Annotated in this window: 19 protein-coding genes, 1 pseudogene and 1 riboswitch; of the genes and pseudogenes, 12 read left to right on the top strand and 8 right to left on the bottom strand. The window is 62.4% G+C overall.

All coding sequences use genetic code 11. The annotated features are described in order from the left end of the window. Positions 1-6: 6 nt before the first annotated feature. On the bottom strand, positions 7-1,002 hold the full coding sequence (locus EJ066_RS17955) for a zinc-dependent alcohol dehydrogenase family protein (RefSeq protein ID WP_126040203.1): 996 nt from the start codon (positions 1,000-1,002) through the stop codon (positions 7-9). A gap of 386 nt (positions 1,003-1,388) precedes the next feature. Between EJ066_RS17955 and EJ066_RS17950 the strand changes: the two genes are divergently transcribed. Then, entirely contained in the window at positions 1,389-2,036 is a 648-nt protein-coding gene (locus EJ066_RS17950) for a helix-turn-helix domain-containing protein (RefSeq protein WP_126040201.1), read from the top strand. 301 nt (positions 2,037-2,337) lie between these two features. On the opposite strand, the pseudogene EJ066_RS17945 reads toward EJ066_RS17950, so the two are convergent. Beyond that, a pseudogene (locus EJ066_RS17945) lies at positions 2,338-2,612 on the bottom strand (ribonuclease activity regulator RraA); the annotation flags it as partial. A 177-nt stretch (positions 2,613-2,789) separates the two neighbouring features. After that, positions 2,790-4,322, bottom strand: coding sequence for an FAD-dependent oxidoreductase (locus EJ066_RS17940; protein WP_126040199.1), 1,533 nt, complete (start codon positions 4,320-4,322; stop codon positions 2,790-2,792). Between the two features lie 415 nt (positions 4,323-4,737). On the opposite strand from EJ066_RS17940, the gene EJ066_RS17935 reads away from it, so the two are divergent. The 4 genes from EJ066_RS17935 to EJ066_RS17920 all read left to right on the top strand — a co-directional run bounded on the left by EJ066_RS17935 (position 4,738) and on the right by EJ066_RS17920 (position 8,187). Continuing rightward, positions 4,738-5,709 carry an SDR family oxidoreductase gene (locus EJ066_RS17935; RefSeq protein ID WP_126040197.1) on the top strand — a complete coding sequence of 324 codons (972 nt, stop codon included), beginning with the start codon at positions 4,738-4,740 and terminating at the stop codon, positions 5,707-5,709. A gap of 76 nt (positions 5,710-5,785) precedes the next feature. Further along, positions 5,786-6,202, top strand: a complete 417-nt coding sequence (locus EJ066_RS17930; protein WP_126040195.1) for an HD domain-containing protein — start codon at positions 5,786-5,788, stop codon at positions 6,200-6,202. Positions 6,203-6,382: 180 nt separating this feature from the next. Further along, on the top strand, positions 6,383-6,820 hold the full coding sequence (locus tag EJ066_RS17925; RefSeq protein WP_126043943.1) for a CBS domain-containing protein: 438 nt from the start codon (positions 6,383-6,385) through the stop codon (positions 6,818-6,820). A gap of 236 nt (positions 6,821-7,056) precedes the next feature. Then, entirely contained in the window at positions 7,057-8,187 is a 1,131-nt protein-coding gene (locus tag EJ066_RS17920; RefSeq protein ID WP_126040193.1) for a site-2 protease family protein, read from the top strand. A 92-nt stretch (positions 8,188-8,279) separates the two neighbouring features. On the opposite strand, the gene EJ066_RS17915 is transcribed toward EJ066_RS17920, so the two are convergent. Continuing rightward, entirely contained in the window at positions 8,280-8,936 is a 657-nt protein-coding gene (locus EJ066_RS17915; protein ID WP_126040191.1) for a TerC family protein, read from the bottom strand. Between the two features lie 344 nt (positions 8,937-9,280). After that, a riboswitch (TPP riboswitch) is annotated at positions 9,281-9,397 on the top strand. Between the two features lie 100 nt (positions 9,398-9,497). Between EJ066_RS17915 and thiC the strand changes: the two genes are divergently transcribed. The 6 genes from thiC to EJ066_RS17885 are packed head-to-tail and all read left to right on the top strand — an operon-like array spanning position 9,498 to position 14,623. Next, positions 9,498-11,327: a phosphomethylpyrimidine synthase ThiC gene (gene thiC / locus EJ066_RS17910; RefSeq protein ID WP_126040189.1), complete on the top strand. Its 1,830-nt coding sequence runs from the start codon at positions 9,498-9,500 to the stop codon at positions 11,325-11,327. Next, the gene (gene thiO / locus EJ066_RS17905) at positions 11,324-12,325 is read left to right on the top strand and encodes a glycine oxidase ThiO (protein ID WP_126040187.1); all 1,002 of its coding nucleotides are present in this window, start codon (positions 11,324-11,326) and stop codon (positions 12,323-12,325) included. The genes thiC and thiO overlap by 4 nt, the downstream gene beginning before the upstream one ends. Beyond that, the gene (gene thiS, locus EJ066_RS17900; RefSeq protein ID WP_126040185.1) at positions 12,294-12,491 is read left to right on the top strand and encodes a sulfur carrier protein ThiS; all 198 of its coding nucleotides are present in this window, start codon (positions 12,294-12,296) and stop codon (positions 12,489-12,491) included. The genes thiO and thiS overlap by 32 nt, the downstream gene beginning before the upstream one ends. Before the next feature lie 4 nt (positions 12,492-12,495). Then, on the top strand, positions 12,496-13,269 hold the full coding sequence (locus EJ066_RS17895) for a thiazole synthase (RefSeq protein ID WP_126040183.1): 774 nt from the start codon (positions 12,496-12,498) through the stop codon (positions 13,267-13,269). Then, the gene (locus EJ066_RS17890) at positions 13,266-13,871 is read left to right on the top strand and encodes a thiamine phosphate synthase (RefSeq protein WP_126040180.1); all 606 of its coding nucleotides are present in this window, start codon (positions 13,266-13,268) and stop codon (positions 13,869-13,871) included. Before EJ066_RS17895 ends, EJ066_RS17890 begins: the two co-directional genes overlap by 4 nt. Then, entirely contained in the window at positions 13,862-14,623 is a 762-nt protein-coding gene (locus EJ066_RS17885) for a hydroxymethylpyrimidine/phosphomethylpyrimidine kinase (protein ID WP_126040177.1), read from the top strand. Before EJ066_RS17890 ends, EJ066_RS17885 begins: the two co-directional genes overlap by 10 nt. 77 nt (positions 14,624-14,700) lie before the next feature. Here EJ066_RS17885 and EJ066_RS17880 read toward each other — a convergent pair whose 3' ends face one another. Further along, positions 14,701-15,129 carry a type II toxin-antitoxin system VapC family toxin gene (locus EJ066_RS17880; protein WP_126040175.1) on the bottom strand — a complete coding sequence of 143 codons (429 nt, stop codon included), beginning with the start codon at positions 15,127-15,129 and terminating at the stop codon, positions 14,701-14,703. After that, the gene (locus EJ066_RS17875; RefSeq protein ID WP_126040173.1) at positions 15,129-15,374 is read right to left on the bottom strand and encodes a type II toxin-antitoxin system VapB family antitoxin; all 246 of its coding nucleotides are present in this window, start codon (positions 15,372-15,374) and stop codon (positions 15,129-15,131) included. The genes EJ066_RS17880 and EJ066_RS17875 overlap by 1 nt, the downstream gene beginning before the upstream one ends. Positions 15,375-15,673: 299 nt before the next feature. Between EJ066_RS17875 and EJ066_RS17870 the strand changes: the two genes are divergently transcribed. Continuing rightward, on the top strand, positions 15,674-16,348 hold the full coding sequence (locus EJ066_RS17870; protein WP_126043942.1) for a protein-L-isoaspartate(D-aspartate) O-methyltransferase: 675 nt from the start codon (positions 15,674-15,676) through the stop codon (positions 16,346-16,348). A 184-nt stretch (positions 16,349-16,532) separates the two neighbouring features. Here EJ066_RS17870 and EJ066_RS17865 read toward each other — a convergent pair whose 3' ends face one another. Beyond that, positions 16,533-17,681 (bottom strand): DUF1501 domain-containing protein, encoded by a 1,149-nt coding sequence (locus EJ066_RS17865; protein ID WP_245454935.1) that lies wholly within the window; start codon positions 17,679-17,681, stop codon positions 16,533-16,535. Between the two features lie 21 nt (positions 17,682-17,702). Then, positions 17,703-19,073, bottom strand: a complete 1,371-nt coding sequence (locus tag EJ066_RS17860) for a DUF1800 domain-containing protein (RefSeq protein ID WP_245454934.1) — start codon at positions 19,071-19,073, stop codon at positions 17,703-17,705. Positions 19,074-19,090: the final 17 nt, after the last annotated feature.

The following is a 19,090-nucleotide window of genomic DNA, read 5'->3' as shown; positions in this document are numbered from 1 at the left end:
GCCGAATTAGATGCCCAATGACGGGACCAGGACCGCGGCGCCTTTGAGTCTGCCGGCGCGCAGATCGTCCAGCGCCTGATTGGCCTGTTCCAGCGGATAGGCCTTTGTGTGCGTGCGAACCTGCGCACGCTTGGCAATGGGAAAGAATTCTTCCGCGTCGCGGCGTGTAAGGTTTGCAACCGACACCAATTCCCGTTCCCCCCAAAGCAATCCATAGGGCATCGCCGGAATGTCGCTCATGTGAATGCCACCGCACACCACCCGGCCGCCTTTGCGCACGGCACGCAGGGCAGTCGGCACCAGATTGCCGACAGGAGCGAAGATGATCGCAGCATCGAGCAGCTCGGCTGGACGTTCGTCCGAGCCGCCGGCCCACTTCGCGCCGAGCGAGCGTGCAAATTCCTGAGCTTCTCTATCGCCGGGACGCGTGAACGCGAAAATCTCACGACCTTGCCCGTTCGCGACCTGGGCGACGATATGCGCGGCAGCGCCGAAGCCGTAGATTCCGAGCAGCTTGCCGTTGCCTGCTTTCTTCAGGCACCGCCAGCCGATGAGGCCGGCGCAAAGCAGCGGCGCCAGCGATATGGGATCGGCGTCCGCATCCAGATCGAAGGCGAAATGTTCGTCGGCGACAACATGGCTGGCGAAGCCGCCATCGCGTGTATAGCCGGTGAACAGTGGCTCATCGCAGAGGTTTTCAGTGCCTGCGGCGCAATAGCGACAGCAGCCGCAAGTGTGCCCGAGCCAAGGCACCCCTACTCTTCGACCGAGCCGGGACCGCGCGACGCCTTCACCAACCAAATCAATGATGCCAACAATTTCATGACCTGGGACGAGCGGCAGTTTTGGATGAGGCAGATCACCGTCAACGACATGCAGATCGGTCCGGCAGACCGCGCAGGCCTCGACCTTCAGCCTGATCTCACCAGGCCCGGGTATGGGATCAGGCCTGTCGACCGGCTTCAAAGGGGTGCCGACGCTTTCGAGCACCATCGCCTTCATGACGCTTCCCACCACTGCAAACGGAAGCGGTTCACGATCCTCCTCCCTTTGGTGTCCAATACATTACCAGGCGATTGTCATGCGGTCTTCGACCATGCGCATACATGGCATGTGAGCCAGTCGCCAGGCACTCGTTGAAAAGTCGATGTCTCGCCCGAAATTCGATTGCCTTCCTTGTTTTGAGTCAAACCCTTTTCGCATGATCCTGAAGCGCTGGACCCACCGCGCGTATATTTGCCGAAGGCCCCGGATATCACCCCGCCGATATCAGCGGCCGCGGGGCCGCCCGGTCGAGGTCTAGGTAGTTTCCCGTAGGGAGATAACCGAATTTCGCGACCCGCCGATTCACGCGATTGCTGTGTCACGGATCAACCGGGAAAACAGCCATGCACGCCTACACGACCTCAAGGATTGCCCTGCCCTCGCACGCCACCCAGCCGAGCCAGCCGGCGGCGTTCGACACCGCACCGCTGCAACCGGTCAGCTTCTTTCCCGCCGGCGCCGAAATCTATGCCCAGGGCGAAAAGGCCGGCGCCTTCTACCAGGTCGAGTTCGGCGCCGTCCGCGTCTACCGCCTGCTTGCCGACGGCCGCCGGCAGATAAGCGCTTTCCACCTGGCTGGAGAGACCTTCGGCTTCGAAGCCGACACCACGCATCATTTCTTCGCCGAAGCGATCAACGCCACCGGCGTGCGCGTCTTCCGCTTCGCTGCCGGGGCTGACATGTCCCATCAGTTGCTGCCCTTGGCGCTCAAGGGACTGACAAGGGCTCAGGAACACCTCCTGGTGCTCGGCCGCCAGAACGCCATCGAACGCATCGCCGCGTTCCTGGTCGACATGGCGGAGCGGCAGGGCGGATTGCGGCAGGTCGAACTGCCGATGTCGCGCATGGATATCGGCGACTATCTCGGCCTCACCATCGAGACCGTATCGCGGGTCTTCACCAAGCTGAAGGACAAGGGCGTCATCCGCCTGCTCAACCTGCGCAGCATCGAAATCGTCAAGCACGACGCGCTTCGCTATATGAGCGAATGATCTGCGGCCTCGACAGCATCGGCGGAGAGAAGCGCGCGAAGCGCTTCGGGAGGCCTTGCGATTTCCAAAGCCTCCCGGTGTGGTTTGTCATTCGCCCCGCATGGTCGCCTGGAACGCCGGCAAATGCTTCTTCTGCGCCTCGAGCATCCGCTCGCGATAGACGCCGTAGATGACGTCCGTGTCGTGCAGCGTGACGCCCGCAATCGTCGGCGAGGCGAAGACCGGCGCCTCGATGCCGCGCTTCTATTTATTTTAGGCGCATTTCTGCGACGCCAAGTGATTCCACTTAGCTGCAAAATGTCTAGCGACCCTGTTGTGCGCGCCACGCCTTGAAGGCTTCGGCGTGCTCGTCTCGCGTACAGGGATAGAGCCCGATGATTGGAGCCCGTCCTTCACCCGTTCGACCACGAAATCCTCGTAGGCTGTCATCTCCACCGCCTCGTTCGCTATCTCGCCGGCAATTCCCTGAGGAATCACTATGACGCAGTCGTCATCCCCGACGACGATGTCGCCGGGGAAGACTGCGACGTCGCCGCAGCCGATCGGCATGTTGAGGTCGAGCGCCTCGTGCAGGGTCGCGCAGCCAATTCAACCGGATTGGAATGCCATCTCGCCGTTGGCGCGACATGAAGCTGGCGTCCGGCGCTGGCGCTTGCGTCCTCACTATCATTAAGGTGATCGATGAGTGGCTCCAGTCAGGAAGCGCAATTGAAAGCTTATCGCCACGGAAGGCGGATAACAGCGTGCGCTTCGCTAGGTCATCTGGCGCTCCATTTCCACCTCGGCCCCTAGACTTTCGATGTCACGGAAGATCGAAGCGACAGCCAGCGTGCGCCCTTCGCGCTTGAAGCGGAGCAGGCAATCCTTGGCAATGATGTCTCCATCGACCGCGATCTCGTCCCATTGCCCGGCATGGCCGACATAGTTGATGGGAACATCGTAATGCTGACTCCAAAAGAACGGCACGGCGACGAATTTCTCGCGATGGCCGAGCATGTTGAGGGCCGCGGTTCGCCCCTGCCTCTCTGCGACCACCCAATGCTCGACCCGAATGTTCTCGCCACTGTGAGGATCTGGCCACCGCGCAATGTCGCCGGCCGCGAAGATCCCTGGTGCGCTCGTCTCCAAAAAGGCGTTCACGACGACACCGCGGTCAAGGATGAGCCCCGCCGTTTCGGCAAGCCCTGTCCGCGGTCGCACGCCGATGCCAGCGACGACGAAATCCGCCGCCAACGTATCGCCACTGCTGAGTTTCACCTTGCTGTCGTCGATGCTACTTGCGGTGTCCTCGAGATGGAATACGACACCATTCTCCTCATGGAGGACGCGGATGAAGTCGCCCATTTGCGGGCCCAGGACGCGTTCCATAGGCCGTTTTTCCGGCGCCACGACATGAACTTCGATATCGCGCGAGCGCAGGGCCGCGGCAACTTCCAGACCAATGAAACTGGCGCCAAGCACGACGGCGCGACGCGCGGTCGTGGCTCGCTTGATGATCGCCTTGCAATCTGCGAACGAGCGCAGCGTGTGAACGTATGGCAGGTTGGCGCCGGGTATGGTCAGGCGAACCGGTTCGGCTCCGGTCGCAAGGAGTAGCCTGTCGTAAGGAGTCCGGGCCCCGTCTGCGAGTACAACCTCGCCAGAACGTGCATCGATGCTGGCGACGTTGGCATTGAGGCGCAGGTCGATATCGTTCTTTGAGTAGAAGCTTTCTCCGCGGAGCGGAATCCAATCCTCCGGTGCTTTGCCGGCGAGGTAGTCCTTGGAAAGATTGGGTCGATCAACCGGCGGCGCTTCATCGTTGCTAAGCATCACGATGCTGCCTTGATAGTGTTCGCGCCGCAGTCTTTCGGCCGCTGCAAAACCGGCCGCGCCGCCGCCGACAATGACGATCTTCTCCGGAACCTGGCCGGAGCCTCCATCGCGCTGCTTCGGTGCCGTCCGTTTGCGCTTCTCGCCCACGAATATCCGATCATCCCGTTGTTCCACCGGCCAGCAAGCGAGTGGATTAAAAGCAGGCGCGCGCAAGGCTTCGCCTGTACGCAAATCGAAGCACGCGTGATGCCAGGGACACCGGACGGTGTCTTCCACCACGAGACCGTCGACGAGCGGCCCGCCATAATGTGTGCATGTCGCCCCGATCGCGAAGACCTCGGCCCCGCGGCGCACCAGCAGCACCTGCTCGTCGCCGCAATGGCCGAGGAGCTTTCCTCCATCGGGAAGGTCGGATAACGCGATGCCCTCGACCAGATCCGGCCCGTTTAGTTTGGTATGACCTTCAGCCATTTTCCTCTCCTTGGCGCGATCCAGTGTCAAAATCGCCTGTACGGCCGAGAAACGGGAAATCTTCAGGTCACCGGCCTCGGAATACCTTCTGCCTGGCTAGCGCGCCTTCAGGTTCTCAACACCGCTTGTGCCCAAACGTCCGGCCGCGTCATTCGTTGCCAGTTGGGCAGTACGCGCCGTCGATTTCCTGGCGTCTTGGGTTCGCTGCGATCAAGAACATTCAGCGCATGCTGCCAATTGGAGGCGCGATTCTCATCGGCGCTTTGTCGAAGACTGGATGGCGCTCGTCACTCGTTGTCGCAGCTGCAACGGTCGCTTGTCGAATGCATCGCGGGACTGAGGGAAGGAATGATGCCGTGGCGTAAACTTTTTCGCCTGACATGCGTTGTTCATTCTCCAAGCCCAGGAGGCAGCCATGCAGATGAAATCCGAGATTGCCGGCGAAGCTGCAAAGCAACGCCATATCCAGCGTCGGATCGATGCCAAGGACAAATCGAAATCCACCGCCAAGCAGCAAGGCGCCATGCAGGCCGGAGCACGCAAATATCCCGAGCCGCCCTTTCCCGAACAGCACCAGCCGAAGCCGGGGCACGAATGGGCGATTGAGCCGGCGCCCCTTTACGATGCGCCGTTCTATATCGGGTCGAGAAAGCTCGACGGCAAAGTGGCACTGATTACCGGGGGCGATTCAGGCATTGGCCGGGCAGTGGCCGTGCTCTACGCGCGCGAAGGCGCGGACGTGGCGATTGTCTATCTGGCCGAGGACAAGGATGCCGAAAAGACAAAGGCGGCAGTGGAAGCCGAAGGCCGGCGCTGCATGCTGGTCAAGGCCGACGTCAGCGAGCGCGACCACTGCCGCAATGCGGTGGCTGAGGTGGTGAAGGAATTCGGCCGGATCGACGTACTGGTCAACAACGCCGCTTTCCAGATTCATTCCAGCGAATTCGGCGACCTGACCGAAGAGCATTTCGACACCACGCTGAAGACCAACCTCTACGGCTATTTCCACATGGCGCAGGAGGCCGTGCCACATATGAAGCCCGGTTCGGCGATCATTAACAGCGGCTCCGTAACCGGAATCGAGGGTTCGAAGCAACTTGTCGATTATTCAATGACCAAAGGCGGCATTCATGCCTTTACGCGCGCGCTTTCGGGCAACCTGATCAGCAAGGGCATAAGGGTGAACGCCGTGGCGCCGGGTCCAGTGTGGACGCCACTCAACCCGTCGGACAAGGAAGCCGGCGACGTTTCGAAATTTGGCGCAGACACGCCGATGAAACGGCCGGCGCAACCGGAGGAGATCGCACCCGCCTATGTGTTCCTCGCGTCGCCGCACTGCTCGAGTTACATCACCGGCGAGATATTGCCGATTATCGGAGGCTATTGACGGCAGAAATACCGCTCACCCGGGTGGCGGGCCTGAAATCAAGTATCTCGTCGGAGACAACGCAAGGATCGACATGATGAGCATGTTTTACCGCGCGGCAAAAATCGCCGAACAGGCTCATGCCGGGCAGACCGACAAGACCGGACGGCCCTATATCGAACATTGCCGCCGGGTCGTTGACGCCGTCGAAACGCTCGACCAGAAGGCCGTTGCCTATCTTCACGACGTTCTTGAGAAGGGAGACGACTGGGACCGCGATCGGCTCGAGGCGGCTGGGTTTGGACCATCCATCGTGTCGGCAGTCGATGCCATGACACGCAGGCCAGACGAGGACGACCTCGCTTTCGTGCGCAGGGCAGCAGCCAACCCATTGGCGCTGCCGGTCAAGCGCGCGGATCTCGCCGACAATCTGTGGCAGGCACGGCAGATTGGCACCTCGACATCGAAATATGAAGACGGCCTGCGGATCCTCGACGAAGAATTCGCCGACTGACGGAAGATCGCCGCCCGCGGCGTGACCGGCCGATGTGGGAATTCAAGCGCCTCTACCCGCTGACGCGGGGCGTATGTCGCTTGTCCTACGCAGATTCGAGGGAACGTTACCGCCGAAGAGTTCGTTCCTTCGATGAACACCGAATCGGCGACGGGGCTTCGCAAACAAAGGGAGATTGCCATGAAAGTCGGCAACTGCATGACGAGGAATGTCCAGATCGCGAACCCCGAACAGTCCATTGGCGAAATAGCGCAGATGATGGGCAGGCTCGACGCTGGGGCGATGCCCGTGGGCGACAACGACCGGCTGATCGGGATGATCACCGATCGTGATATCGCGATCCGCGGCGTAGCATCGGGTAAGGGGCCTGACACCAAGGTGCGTGATGTCATGAGCTCGGAGGTCAAATACTGCTTCGAAGACGAAGACGTCGAGCATGTGCTCGAGAACATGGGCGACCTGCGGGTGCGTCGGCTACCGGTTTTGAACCGCGACAAGAGGCTCGTAGGCATCATCTCGCTTGGTGATCTCGCGACGAATGGCGAAGCGGCAGAAGCGGGAGAGGCTTTAAGCGGCATCTCGAAGCCGGGCGGCGAGCATTCGCAAACCGCTCACTGACTGACGCCGTGATGCATTAGCGCCAGGTCGACATATTTTGTCCGGCGGAGCGTCGGCCAACACTGGCGCTCCGCCGGAAAAGCTCGTCACCCGGGCGCGCCATGCGTGCCCCAGCGGCATCTCGCAGCCGGGGTGGCCCGCGGTTGCAGACGATAAGCATGAGCTCAGATGTTCTCCGACGATTGCAAGCGTCCCGCCAAGGCCTATGATAAAGGCGGCCTTTCGGAGTGGATAGATTGGGTTGGTCGCTGAACCTCGGGACGATCGCAGGCACGACCGTGCGCGTTCACTTCACCTTCCTGCTTCTGCTCGTCTGGATTTGGCTAATGCACTATCGGATCGGCGGCGCGCCAGCGGCCTGGGAAGGCGTTGCCTTCATCATTGCCGTCTTTGCCTGCGTGGTCCTGCATGAGTTCGGCCACATCGCCGCGGCGCGGTACTTCGGCATCAGCACACCGGACATTACTCTTTTGCCGATCGGCGGCGTGGCCAGGCTCGAACGCATGCCGGAAGAGCCGGGGCAGGAGTTCGTGATCGCGGTCGCGGGGCCGCTGGTCAATGTCGCGATCGCCGCGCTGATCTTCGCCTTGCTCGGCGGGTCGGCGGGTGTCGAACAGATGGCCGGGATCGAGGATCCGCGTACGAATTTTCTCGCCAGGCTTGCAGGGGTCAATGTCTTCTTGGTGCTTTTCAACATGATCCCGGCCTTCCCAATGGATGGCGGCCGTATCCTGCGCGCCGCCCTCGCCGCCCGCCTTTCCTGGTCGCGCGCGACCCAGATCGCCGCCACGATCGGGCAAGGAATGGCCTTCGTCTTCGGTTTCCTTGGGCTGTTCTACAACCCGCTGCTCATCTTCATCGGCATCTTCGTCTATCTCGCCGCGGCAGCGGAAGCGCAGAACGCCCAGATCCGGGACGTAGCCACAAGCGTCCTGGTCGGGGACGTGATGATCACCGAGTTCGCCCGGCTGGAACGGTCGGCGACGCTCGACGAGGCGATCGAGATGCTGCTCGCCACCACGCAGCACGAATTCCCTGTCATCGACTCCGCTGGCCACCTCCAGGGATTGGTGACACGCGACGACATGATCCGGACATTGAAGGAAAAGGGACCCGCTGCACCGGTTACGAGCGCAATGCGCAACGATATCCCGAGGATACATTACCGCAAAAGCCTCGAGGAGAGCCTGCGGCTCATGCAGCAGTCAGACGTGCCTGCTGTTGCCGTCGTGGACAATTCCGAACGGCTGGTCGGGCTCATGACACACGAAACCATAGGCGAGATGCTTATGGTCCGTTCAGCCGTTTCAGATGCCTTCCGTTTTGGCCGTTTGCGTGGAGGCAAGCCGCGACTCACACGGATCTGAGCACGAGGGCGATGCGCCCTGTCGTCGGCACAGAGCTGGAAGTCGAGCACAGGCCGGAACGACGCTGTTCCGGCCTGCCTGCCTTTTGCGTCTTAAGAACCTGCGACGTGAGGCAGAAGTTCAAGCACACCGCGATAGATCATCTCGCCAGCTACGTAGAGGATGATCACCAGCCCGACATAGGCAATCCAACGGTACTTCTGAAGCAGGTTGGCAATGAAGCTTGCGGCAACGCCCATCAGCGCGACGGAGAGGACAAGGCCGAAGATCAACACGTTCGGGTGCTCGCGCGCGGCACCAGCTACCGCCAGAACATTGTCGAGCGACATGGAGACGTCGGCGATGACGATCTGCCAGGTTGCTTGCGCGAGAGTCTTGCGTGGAGCTTTGCCGGCCACCATGCCGTCGTAGTCGACGTCACTTTCCGAAAGCGCTTCGATCGCTTGTGCTTCCTGCCCATGGTTCTGCCGGAGTTCGCGCCACATCTTCCAGCACACCCACAACAGCAACACGCCGCCGGCCAGCAGTAGGCCGACGATCTGCAGGAGCTGGGTTGTCGCAGCCGCAAAGCCGATACGCAGAACGGCCGCCGCGACTATACCAACGAAGATCGCCTTTCTGCGCTGCTCCTTGGGGAGCCCGGCCGCGGCAAGGCCGATAACGATGGCGTTGTCGCCGGCCAGCACCAGGTCGATCATGATGACCTGCAAGAGAGCGGTCATTGCTTCGGGACTGAAAAATTCTGTCATAGGGCACCCTTGCGTTCAGCTAGGGGTGACCCGGCTTGCGAGCATGACCGTAGAGCAACGCGGACACCGCGTATGACAAGAGAAATGCCGCTACAGCTGAAGAAATCTCAAAGCCAGGCCACCCGGATTGGAATTCCAGTCCGACATCACAGTCCTGTTGGACTGCCAGAGGGGCCCGGCCTGGTAGCATTTAGCTAATTGCAGGAAGCGAAAAACTCAAGGCTGAATCGTGGTCCCGGCCTATGCGAGAATCAGGCCTCACGCTCGTGGCTGCACGAGACGGCTATCCCGCCGGTGGCAGGCCGAATGCCCTTGACAAGATGGCGATTGCCCGCTCAACTTGGTGCATTCACCAGGGGAGTCCCGGCAAGGGGCTGAGATACTGCTGGCTTTTGCGGCGCAGTGACCCGTTGAACCTGATCCAGTTCATACTGGCGTAGGGACGGTGCAAGCGCTTTGCGGGAGTTCATGCCCGAAAACCTGTAAGCAGGCAGGCCAAAGCGTCTTTTCATCCTTCCGGCACAGAACTGGGTCTCCAATGCATGAGCAAAGGAGCCTCAAATGAATGCCATTACCCCTGCGGTGTCGACAGGACCGCTGCCTGCCTCCAGCAAGATCCACAAACCCGGCACGATCCATCCGCAGATCAGGGTGCCGATGCGGGAAATCGCCGTCCATCCGACGGCCGGCGAACCGCCTGTCACCGTCTACGATCCGTCAGGCCCCTATACAGATCCAAGCGTCGAGACGCGTATCGAGAACGGGCTTGCCCGGCTTCGGCACGCGTGGATCAAGGCGCGCGGCGACGTCGAATTCCAGGAAGGTCGCAATGTCAGGCCGGAGGATAATGGGTTCGTGTCAGGCGAACGGCTGACGCCGGAATTTCCTGTCCGCCACCGACCGCTCAAGGCCAAGCAAGGCAAGGCTGTAACCCAGCTTGCCTATGCCCGCGCCGGCATCATCACGCCCGAAATGGAATTCGTTGCCATTCGCGAAAATCTCGGCCGCGAGAGCTTACGTAGCGGGATGCAGCGCGACGGCGAGTCTTTCGGCGCGGCGGTCCCGGACTTCATCACGCCGGAATTCGTGCGCGACGAGGTGGCGCGCGGACGGGCGATCATTCCCGCCAACATCAACCACCCAGAGAGCGAACCGATGATCATCGGCCGCAATTTCCTGGTGAAGATCAACGCCAATATCGGCAATTCGGCGGTCACCTCGTCGATGGCCGAAGAGGTCGAAAAAATGGTCTGGGCTACCCGCTGGGGCGCCGACACCGTGATGGATCTGTCGACCGGCCGCAACATCCACAACATCCGCGAATGGATCATCCGCAATGCCCCGGTGCCGATCGGTACTGTCCCACTCTACCAGGCGCTCGAAAAGGTCGGCGGCATCGCCGAGGATCTGACCTGGGACGTCTACCGCGATACGCTGATCGAACAGGCCGAACAGGGGGTCGACTATTTCACGATCCATGCCGGTGTGCGCCTGCACTACATCCCGCTGACGGTCGACCGGGTCACCGGCATCGTGTCGCGCGGCGGTTCCATCATGGCCAAGTGGTGTCTGCATCATCACCGCGAAAGCTTCCTCTACGAGCATTTCGAGGACATCTGCGACATTGCCAGAGCCTATGACGTGTCCTTCTCGCTCGGCGACGGCCTTCGTCCCGGCTCGATCGCCGATGCCAACGACGCGGCGCAATTCGCCGAACTGGAAACGCTTGGCGAGCTGACAAAAATCGCCTGGGCCAAGGATTGCCAGGTGATGATCGAGGGGCCGGGCCATGTTCCGATGCACAAGATCAAAGAGAACATGGACAAGCAACTCGAAGTCTGCGGCGAGGCGCCCTTCTACACGCTTGGACCGCTGACGACGGACATCGCGCCGGGCTACGACCACATCACCTCCGGCATCGGCGCGGCGATGATCGGCTGGTACGGCACGGCCATGCTCTGCTACGTCACGCCCAAGGAGCATCTCGGCCTGCCTGACCGCAACGACGTCAAGACCGGTGTCATCACCTACAGAATAGCCGCGCACGCCGCCGACCTCGCCAAGGGTCATCCGGCAGCGAAGCTCCGTGACGATGCGCTGTCGCGGGCGCGGTTCGAGTTTCGCTGGGAAGACCAGTTCAACCTGTCGCTCGACCCTGAAACGGCGCGCTCCTTCCACGACGAGACCTTGCCGAAGGAGGCGCACAAGCTGGCGCATTTCTGCTCCATGTGCGGGCCGAAATTCTGCTCGATGCGCATCTCCCATGACATTCGGGCTGAGGCCCAGAAAGAGGGCATGGCTGCGATGGCGGCGAAATACCGCGAGGGCGGCGATCTTTATATGGCGGTGGATGGCGAACCGCCTGGGCCGAAGGTGTCGGAGCCGTCATGAGGGTTCTGGTCAAAGGGGCCGGCGTCGCCGGCCTCGCCGCCGCCTTCGAACTCACCGTCCGCGGTGCTGCGGTAACCATTGCCGAGATCCGGCATGGCCTTGGCGGCAACGCATCATGGATGGCCGGCGGCATGCTGGCGCCCTGGTGCGAGCGCGAAAGCGCCGAGCGGCCGGTGCTGGATCTCGGCCGCGACGCCTCCGACTGGTGGGATGCGGTGCTGCCGGGTCATGTCACGCGGGCCGGAACGCTCGTTGTGGCGATGCCGCGGGATGCGGGCGAGCTTGACCGGTTCGCAAGTCGCACGTTGGGGCATCGGCGTGTCGATGAAGACGAAATCGCGCTCCTGGAGCCCGATCTCGCCGGCCGTTTCCGTCGCGGGTTGTTCTTCCCGGGCGAAGCCCATCTCGATCCACGCCGTGCCATGGCGGCGCTGCATGAAAAGCTCGCCGGAAGCGGCGTCGAGTTCCGCTTCGGAGTGGCTGCCCAGCACATGACGGGATTCGACCGCGCGATCGACTGCACGGGAATGGCGTCTCGCGATGACAGGCTTCGCGGCGTTCGCGGCGAGATGCTGATCCTGCATGCGCCTGATATTTCGCTGTCGCGCCCGGTCAGGCTGCTGCACCCGCGCTTCCCGCTCTACCTAGTGCCGCGCGCCGACCACCATTTCATGGCGGGCGCAACGATGATCGAGAATCTGGTCGCGGGACCGGTCACGGCGCGCTCGATGATGGAACTTCTGAATGCCGCCTATTCGGTTCATCCCGCCTTCGGCGAGGCCGCGATCGTTGAGACGGCCGCCGGCATTCGCCCGGCCTTTCCCGACAATCTGCCGCGCGTCCAAACGAGCGGGAAGACCATCGCGATCAACGGGCTCTACCGTCATGGTTTCCTTCTGGCTCCCGCCATGGCGCGCCGGGCGGCCGAGCTTGTTTTCGATTCAGACAAACCAGTGGAGCTTGCCGATGAAACTAACGGTCAACGGCGAAGCGCATGAGATCGCCGCCGCCACCCTGGCGGAACTTCTCGCCGCGCTCGACTACGAGGGCAATTGGCTTGCAACGGCCGTGAACAGCGACCTGGTGCATGCGATGGAGCGAGCACGGTTCCAGTTGAAGGACGGCGACCGGATCGAAATTCTCTCACCCATGCAAGGGGGCTAGTAACGTGCTCGAGCTTTATGGAACCAAGCTTGCGTCTCGCCTGCTTCTCGGCACCGCACAGTATCCCTCGCCCGCCATTCTTGCCGATGCGATCAAGGCATCCCGCGCATCCGCGGTGACCGTGTCGTTGCGCCGCGAAATGGCAGGCGGCAGGGGTGGAGAGAAATTCTGGTCGCTCATCCAATCGCTGCGGCTGCACGTCTTGCCCAACACCGCCGGTTGTCACTCCGTCAAGGAAGCCGTCACCACCGCGAAGATGGCGCGCGAGATCTTCGGCACGAGCTGGATCAAGCTCGAGGTGATCGGCAATCATGACACGCTGCAGCCTGACGTCTTCGGCTTGGTCGAGGCCGCGCGAATCCTGTGCGAAGACGGTTTTGCCGTATTCCCGTATACCACGGATGATCTCGTCGTCGCCGAGCGGCTGCTGGAAGCCGGATGCAGGGTGCTCATGCCCTGGTGCGCGCCGATCGGTTCTGCGCTCGGACCGGTAAATATCACCGCGCTCCGCTCGATGCGCGGCCATTTCCCGAATGTTCCGCTGATCGTGGATGCGGGCCTCGGCCGCCCATCTCACGCGGCACTCGTAATGGAGCTCGGCTTCGACGCGGTGCTCCTCAACACGGCGGTGGCCAAGGCCGCCGATCCGGTCGGCATGGCGCGCGCGTTCGGCAAAGCAGTCGATGCCGGCCGTGAGGCCTATTGCTCGGGCCTGCTCGAGCCGCGCGACGTCGCCGTCCCATCGACGCCGACAATTGGCCGCGCTGTCTTTCAATGAAACTCGATCCTTTTTATCTGATCGTCGACAGCGCCGCCTGGATTGAAAGGCTGGCGCCGCTCGGCGTCAGGCTGGTGCAGCTTCGCGTCAAGAACCTGGACGAGACTGCGCTGCGCGCCGAGATCCGCAAGGCGAAGGCCTTGTGCGCCCGTTACAAATGCCAGCTCATCATCAATGACTTCTGGCGGCTGGCGATCGAGGAGCGCTGCGATTTCATTCATCTCGGGCAGGAAGATCTGCAAGCGGCGGACCTCACCCGGATAAGGGCTGCGGGCCTCCGTCTCGGCCTCAGCACGCACGACCATCGCGAACTCGAGACAGCCCTAGCCGCCAGACCTGACTATATCGCGCTCGGCCCAATCTATCCGACCATCCTGAAGCAGATGAACTGGGCGCCGCAGGGGCTCGAACGGATTGGCGAATGGAAGCGCCGGATCGCGCCGACGCCTCTGGTCGCGATTGGCGGTCTCAACCCCGACCGGCTCGAGGGTGTCTTCGGTGCCGGTGCGGACAGCGCCGCGGTCGTGACCGACATTACATTGAATGCCGACCCGGAAGCGCGAACGCGCGAGTGGACCGAAAAAACGGACCGATGGCGATGAGGCGCGAACCGCATGTGCTTGTCGTCGGCGGATCGGACTCCAGCGGCGGCGCCGGCATAGCCCGCGACATCGAGACGATCTCGGCCCTCGGCATGCGCACGTGCCTTGCCGTTACCGCCGTGACGGTGCAGACGCATGACGCCGTCGCGGAAATCCACAATTTGCAACCCGATCTGGTGGTCGATCAGATGCGCGCCGCGCTGCAAGCCAACGAGGTAGGGGCGATCAAAATCGGCATGCTCGCAACGGAGCAAATCATCGTCGCCGTCGCGGATGTGCTGCGCGAAAACCCGCGGATACCGGCAGTCGTCGACCCGGTGCTGGCCTCTTCTTCGGGCAGTCCGCTTCTGGAAACGGGCGCCATCGGCGTCCTGAAGCATGAACTCATCCCGCTTTGTCGCCTCGTCACACCCAACCTCATCGAACTGGCCATCCTTGCCGGCTCGGAACTGGCCATGGACGAGGACGGCGCATTGCAACAAGGTCGAAAATTGCTCGCCGGGTTACAGGCCCTGCTGATCAAGGGCGGCCACGCCGCGGGACGTCGATCCCCGGACATCTTGCTGCGCTCAGGTCAACAGCCCATCCGCTTCGATGCGCCGCGTCTTGCCGGATCGATGCGTGGGACGGGTTGCGCGCTGGCCAGCGCCATTGCCGCGCATCTGGCAAACGGAAGCCTGCTTGAAGAAGGCGTGCGCAGAGGCAAGCTGTTGGTTTTCGAGAAGCTTCGGAAATCGGTTCCTCGGGATTGAGGACTCCTGGAGATTGGAATGGCCCCAATAACGCCGTTCAGTCTCAACATTTAGCAGCAGGTCGTCGGTTAGCCACGCTATGCGAGATCGGTGTGGGCGAAATCATTACCCTTGTAGAGAAGTGTCACGCCCAGCACCTTGGCACACGCGTAGGCGAAACAGTCGCCGAAGTTGAGATCAGCGACATGCCCAACGGCTTTTCCATAGGCCACACTGGCGTTGATCGCTCGCTTCCCGATCTCCGGCGAGATCGGAACCTCTTGAACACTGAGGTCATCAACGAACGCCTCCACCGCAAGTTCTGCTTGCTGCAACAGGGCCGGCGACGGCTTGGTGTTCGGTGCGGCCACGGATGCCTTTTGCCGCGCCAGGGCCACCGATGCCTCGAACTTCACCAGAGGCGAAACGAAAAACGCAACGTCGGACACTGACAACCGCTTTTCTATTTCCTCGAATCCGGGCTCACGGCCGAGGATCGCGACGATAACGGATGCATCGAGGAACATCAGGCCTCGCCCCACATCTCGTCGGTATAGGCCTTCATATCGAAGGCGGGATTGCTCAGGCCCATGGCATCGGCCAGCGCCTTGGAACGGGCCAGGCGCTCGTTAACGGGGAGCATCCGCCGCGCTTGCGCGAGCTGCGTTCGCAGCGCCTGCCGCACCGCTTCGGTCTTGGTTTTCGCTTTGGTGAGCTTTCGGACCTCTTCCGCCAGCGCATCGACTTCGGCATCCCGAATGAAAAGAGCCATATGGATATCTCCTTTGGATATCAATATAGCTAATCATGGATATACGCGCTAGGCTTTTTCGAGCTCCCACGCAGCCGCAAGAGCAAAAAGCGCAGTGACCGCCGACATATGGCCGCCCCTTGAAAGCTTGTGCGGGCGACCGGCTGGTCGATGTCGGGATCGGCAATAGCTACAAAGACGCAACGCCCAAATCACCTCCGCTCGCCGTTGGGCACCCGCCACTGGAAACGATGGCGGGCGTTGCTGTGACGAACAGGAAGCCTATCTTGGCAGCAAGTCTGGTTGAGGAAAGCCCGATGGTGAAGCCAATGAACGAAGAGCATCTCGCGGTGCTGCGCAGGCACATGGTCGAGATGATTGCAATCCACACCGATCTTGCAAGCGAAGAACTTGGCAAGACTACGCTCGATAAGCGGGTCATGGCGGCGATGAGCCGGATACCCCGGCATCTCTTCGTGCCAGCGTCGGTTGCGCCTTATGCCTATCAGGACATGCCGCTGCCGATCGGCTTCGATAAAACCATCTCGCAGCCCTTCATCGTTGCTCTCATGACCGATCTCCTTGCCCCGCAACCGCACGAGGCAGTGCTCGAGATCGGCACCGGCCTGGGCTACCAAACCGCAATTCTCGCGGAACTCGCCGGGCAAGTTTGGAGCGTCGAAATCATCGAGGAATTCGCAAACCATGCGGAGGCTCTCCTGCGGGGCCTCGGCCTGTCCAATGTCGGCATTCGTGTTGGAGACGGGTCTCGCGGCTGGTCCGAGCATGCCCCATTCGACAAGATCCTGGTCACGGTGGCGGCTGAGCGGACACCGCCGGCCTTATTGAAGCAACTCAAGCCGGGGGGACGCCTGGTTCTGCCTTTGGGGTCTGAACAAGCACAATTCCTGACTGTCATCGGCAAGGATGCGGCAGGGCAACTCGAGACCAAGCAGTTTATCCCAGTTCGGTTCAGCCGGCTCGAAACGGCCTAATGGTAGGTGCAGCGACGGGGTTTCCCGTCACCACGCCAGATGCCGGGGATTCGGTCCCGTCTTCACGCTGTCGTCTAGGGGAGCCTGCGTCTGCATGATGCGGAGCGACCGCCGGCTCAAGGTTTACGGCAAGCAGTGCTCGCATCTCTTCAGGACGCTTTCCGAGCTGCTCGGAAACGAGCTTTCAGCCCGCCTGCTTGTGCACGATATCGGAGATTGCCACGTTGGATCGACCTCCGGCAAAGAGCGTGCGCATCGTCTCTTGCGGATCGAGGCCAAACGTTTCGGCGGCCGTCACCGCAATCAGCGCGTCGAGGTCGAGCGTCGGCGCAAGATCGCGTCCTTGGTGGAGCGCACCGGTGGATAGCCCCGGCCAGTCGGCCAGCACGCGCCCGCCATTCACCGCTCCTCCAGCGAGCAGCGCGGCCGATGCCGTTCCGTGGTCGGTACCGCCCGTACCGTTGGCGGCGGCTGTACGGCCGAACTCGGTGGCGACCAGCACGGTCGTGTCCCTCCAAACGTCACCGAGCCCAGCGCGTAACGCATCGATGAGCGCGTCGAGCGCTCTGAGCTGGTTGGCCAACCGGCCCTGCTGGCCGCTATGCGTGTCCCAGCCGCTGGTTTCGATCATGGCAACGCGCGGTCCGTCGGCCTTGGAGAGGAAGCCCGCGGCGGTGCGGCCGACGTTCGCCGCGTCCTTGCGCTGCGCGCTCACCGCGCCCAGCGCCCGTGTCTCCATCGCGCTGCTCCACAGCGCATGCAGCTGTTCGTCGGCGTCATAGAGCTTGCCGACGCGCATCATCAGGTCGTCCGGCGCCTCTGGCAGAGCGGATGGCGCATAGGAGGTGACGTCCGCCCGGCCTCGCAGCGCCAGCGGGATGGTCGGCGCGAAAGCGATCGCTTCGCCACGGGACTTCGGCAGCATACCGACCAGCCGGTTCAGCCAGCCGTCCTTGCGTTCATAGGGCGAGGCGCCGCCGCTTTCGAGCACGTTCTGACCATCGAAATGCGAGCGCTCGCGGTAGGGTGAAGCGACCGCGTGGACGAACAATGCCTGCTTGTCCCGATGCAGCTTGCGGAGCCCGGTGAGCGAGGGGTGCAGGCCAAACGTACCATCGAGCTTTATCGGGTTGTCGATGGTCAATGAGCCGCGCAGTGCGCGGTAAGCCGAGTCGGCATAGGGAACGATCGTGTTCAGCCCATCCGCGGCGCCGCGCTGGATGATGAAAACGAAGCGGCGGTCGGTCTCCACATTGGCAAAGACGATGCGCGGCGCGATCAGCATCGAGCCGAGGCCGACGCCGGCGAAGGTAAGGAATTGGCGGCGTTTCACCTTGGTCATCTCCTCTGGAAGTCATCTCCTCTGGAAGTCGGGCGACACCAACAGCAACGCGATGCCGGTGCGCCGGCTCTCGGCGCGGTCGACCTCGGCCACTGTCAGCTCGTTAAGTGAACCGGCAAAGAGCTTTCGCGCGAGGTCGCGCGGATCGACGTCGTCGCTCTGCGCCGCCAGCCGCTGCGCCGCCTCGACCCGGCGGACCAGTGCGTCGGGCGCGGCCCAGCTCCCGGCAACGTCGTCATAGCCCGCCGGCGAACGCGGCCGCCACACCGGTTGGCCGAGCTGGTTGAGCAGTGGCGCCAGGCGTGGCTTGCCGATGTCGCTGCGGCCCAGGCCACGCAGCGCCGAGATCGTCCATTCCCACGGCGTCTTGAACTTCGCCGCCGCCGGCTGCCAGGCTTCCGGGCTGTCGATGAGCGCGTGGTAGACGGCGACGAGATCGCCCTTTGACCGGCGAAAGGCTTCGGCGAGCCGCGTCACGACCGCTGCCGGCGGCTCGTCGGCGATGAAGTGGCGCGCCAGCTTGGCGGCGATGTGTGTTGCGGTCGCCTCGGCCGCCGCGAGGTCGCCGAGCACGGCGAGCGCCTGTCTCTTCCCGCTCTGATCGTAGGTCTTGCCCATGATCGTGCGTTCGCCGGGCTCGTGCAACCCGGGTCGAAAGGTGAAGGCGCCGGCTTGGTCTCGCTCTCGAGCGCGGCCGGTGCTGAAACCGGTCAGCGCCAGCGCGAATTCGGTCACATCGGCCTGGCTGTAGCCAGAGCGCACGCCGAGCGTGTGCAGTTCCATGATTTCGCGGGCCAGATTCTCGTTGATGCCGGGCTTGCGCTTGCCGCCACGTTTTGCGGCACGGTTGGCAAATCTTGAGTTGGGACCGATCGAGCGCACCTGGTCGAGATAGAGCAGCATCGCCGGGTGGCGCACGGCGGCGAGCAGCATATCCTCGAAGCGGCCGAGCACATGCGGGCGGATCGCCTCGCGTTCGAAGGCGCCGGCGATCAGGGTCAGCTGCGGTTTCTCCGCCGAGATGGCGAAATGGTTCGACCAGAAATGCACGAGCCGCTCGACGAAGGGGGTCGATGTTGCGAGCGCCGCGCGTGCTCGCATGTCGACCTCGTCGCGATAAAGCGCTTGAGCCTCCTGGCGCGCCGTCTTGCGGGCGGCCATCTTTGCGTCCGCGTCGGCGCCCTTGGCCTCGAGCATCGTCTCGGCGTAACCGTCACCGAGTGTGGCCGAGTCCGGCGCGCCGGAAAAGACGGCCGGGTTTGCGTCGTAGCTTTCGAACTGCGCCAGCAACCAGGATTTTGGGTCGGCCGGCGCCTCGTCTTCGGGCCGGGCGCCCAGGCCGAAGCGGTTGAGCGCAACCGCGACCTCGCTCGGACGTGCCAATCGTGCCTCCGTCAGCA

This window comes from Mesorhizobium sp. M9A.F.Ca.ET.002.03.1.2 (assembly GCF_003952365.1).
In the GTDB taxonomy this organism is placed as follows: Bacteria; Pseudomonadota; Alphaproteobacteria; order Rhizobiales; family Rhizobiaceae; genus Mesorhizobium.
This window is presented reverse-complemented; position numbering and strand designations above follow the sequence as displayed.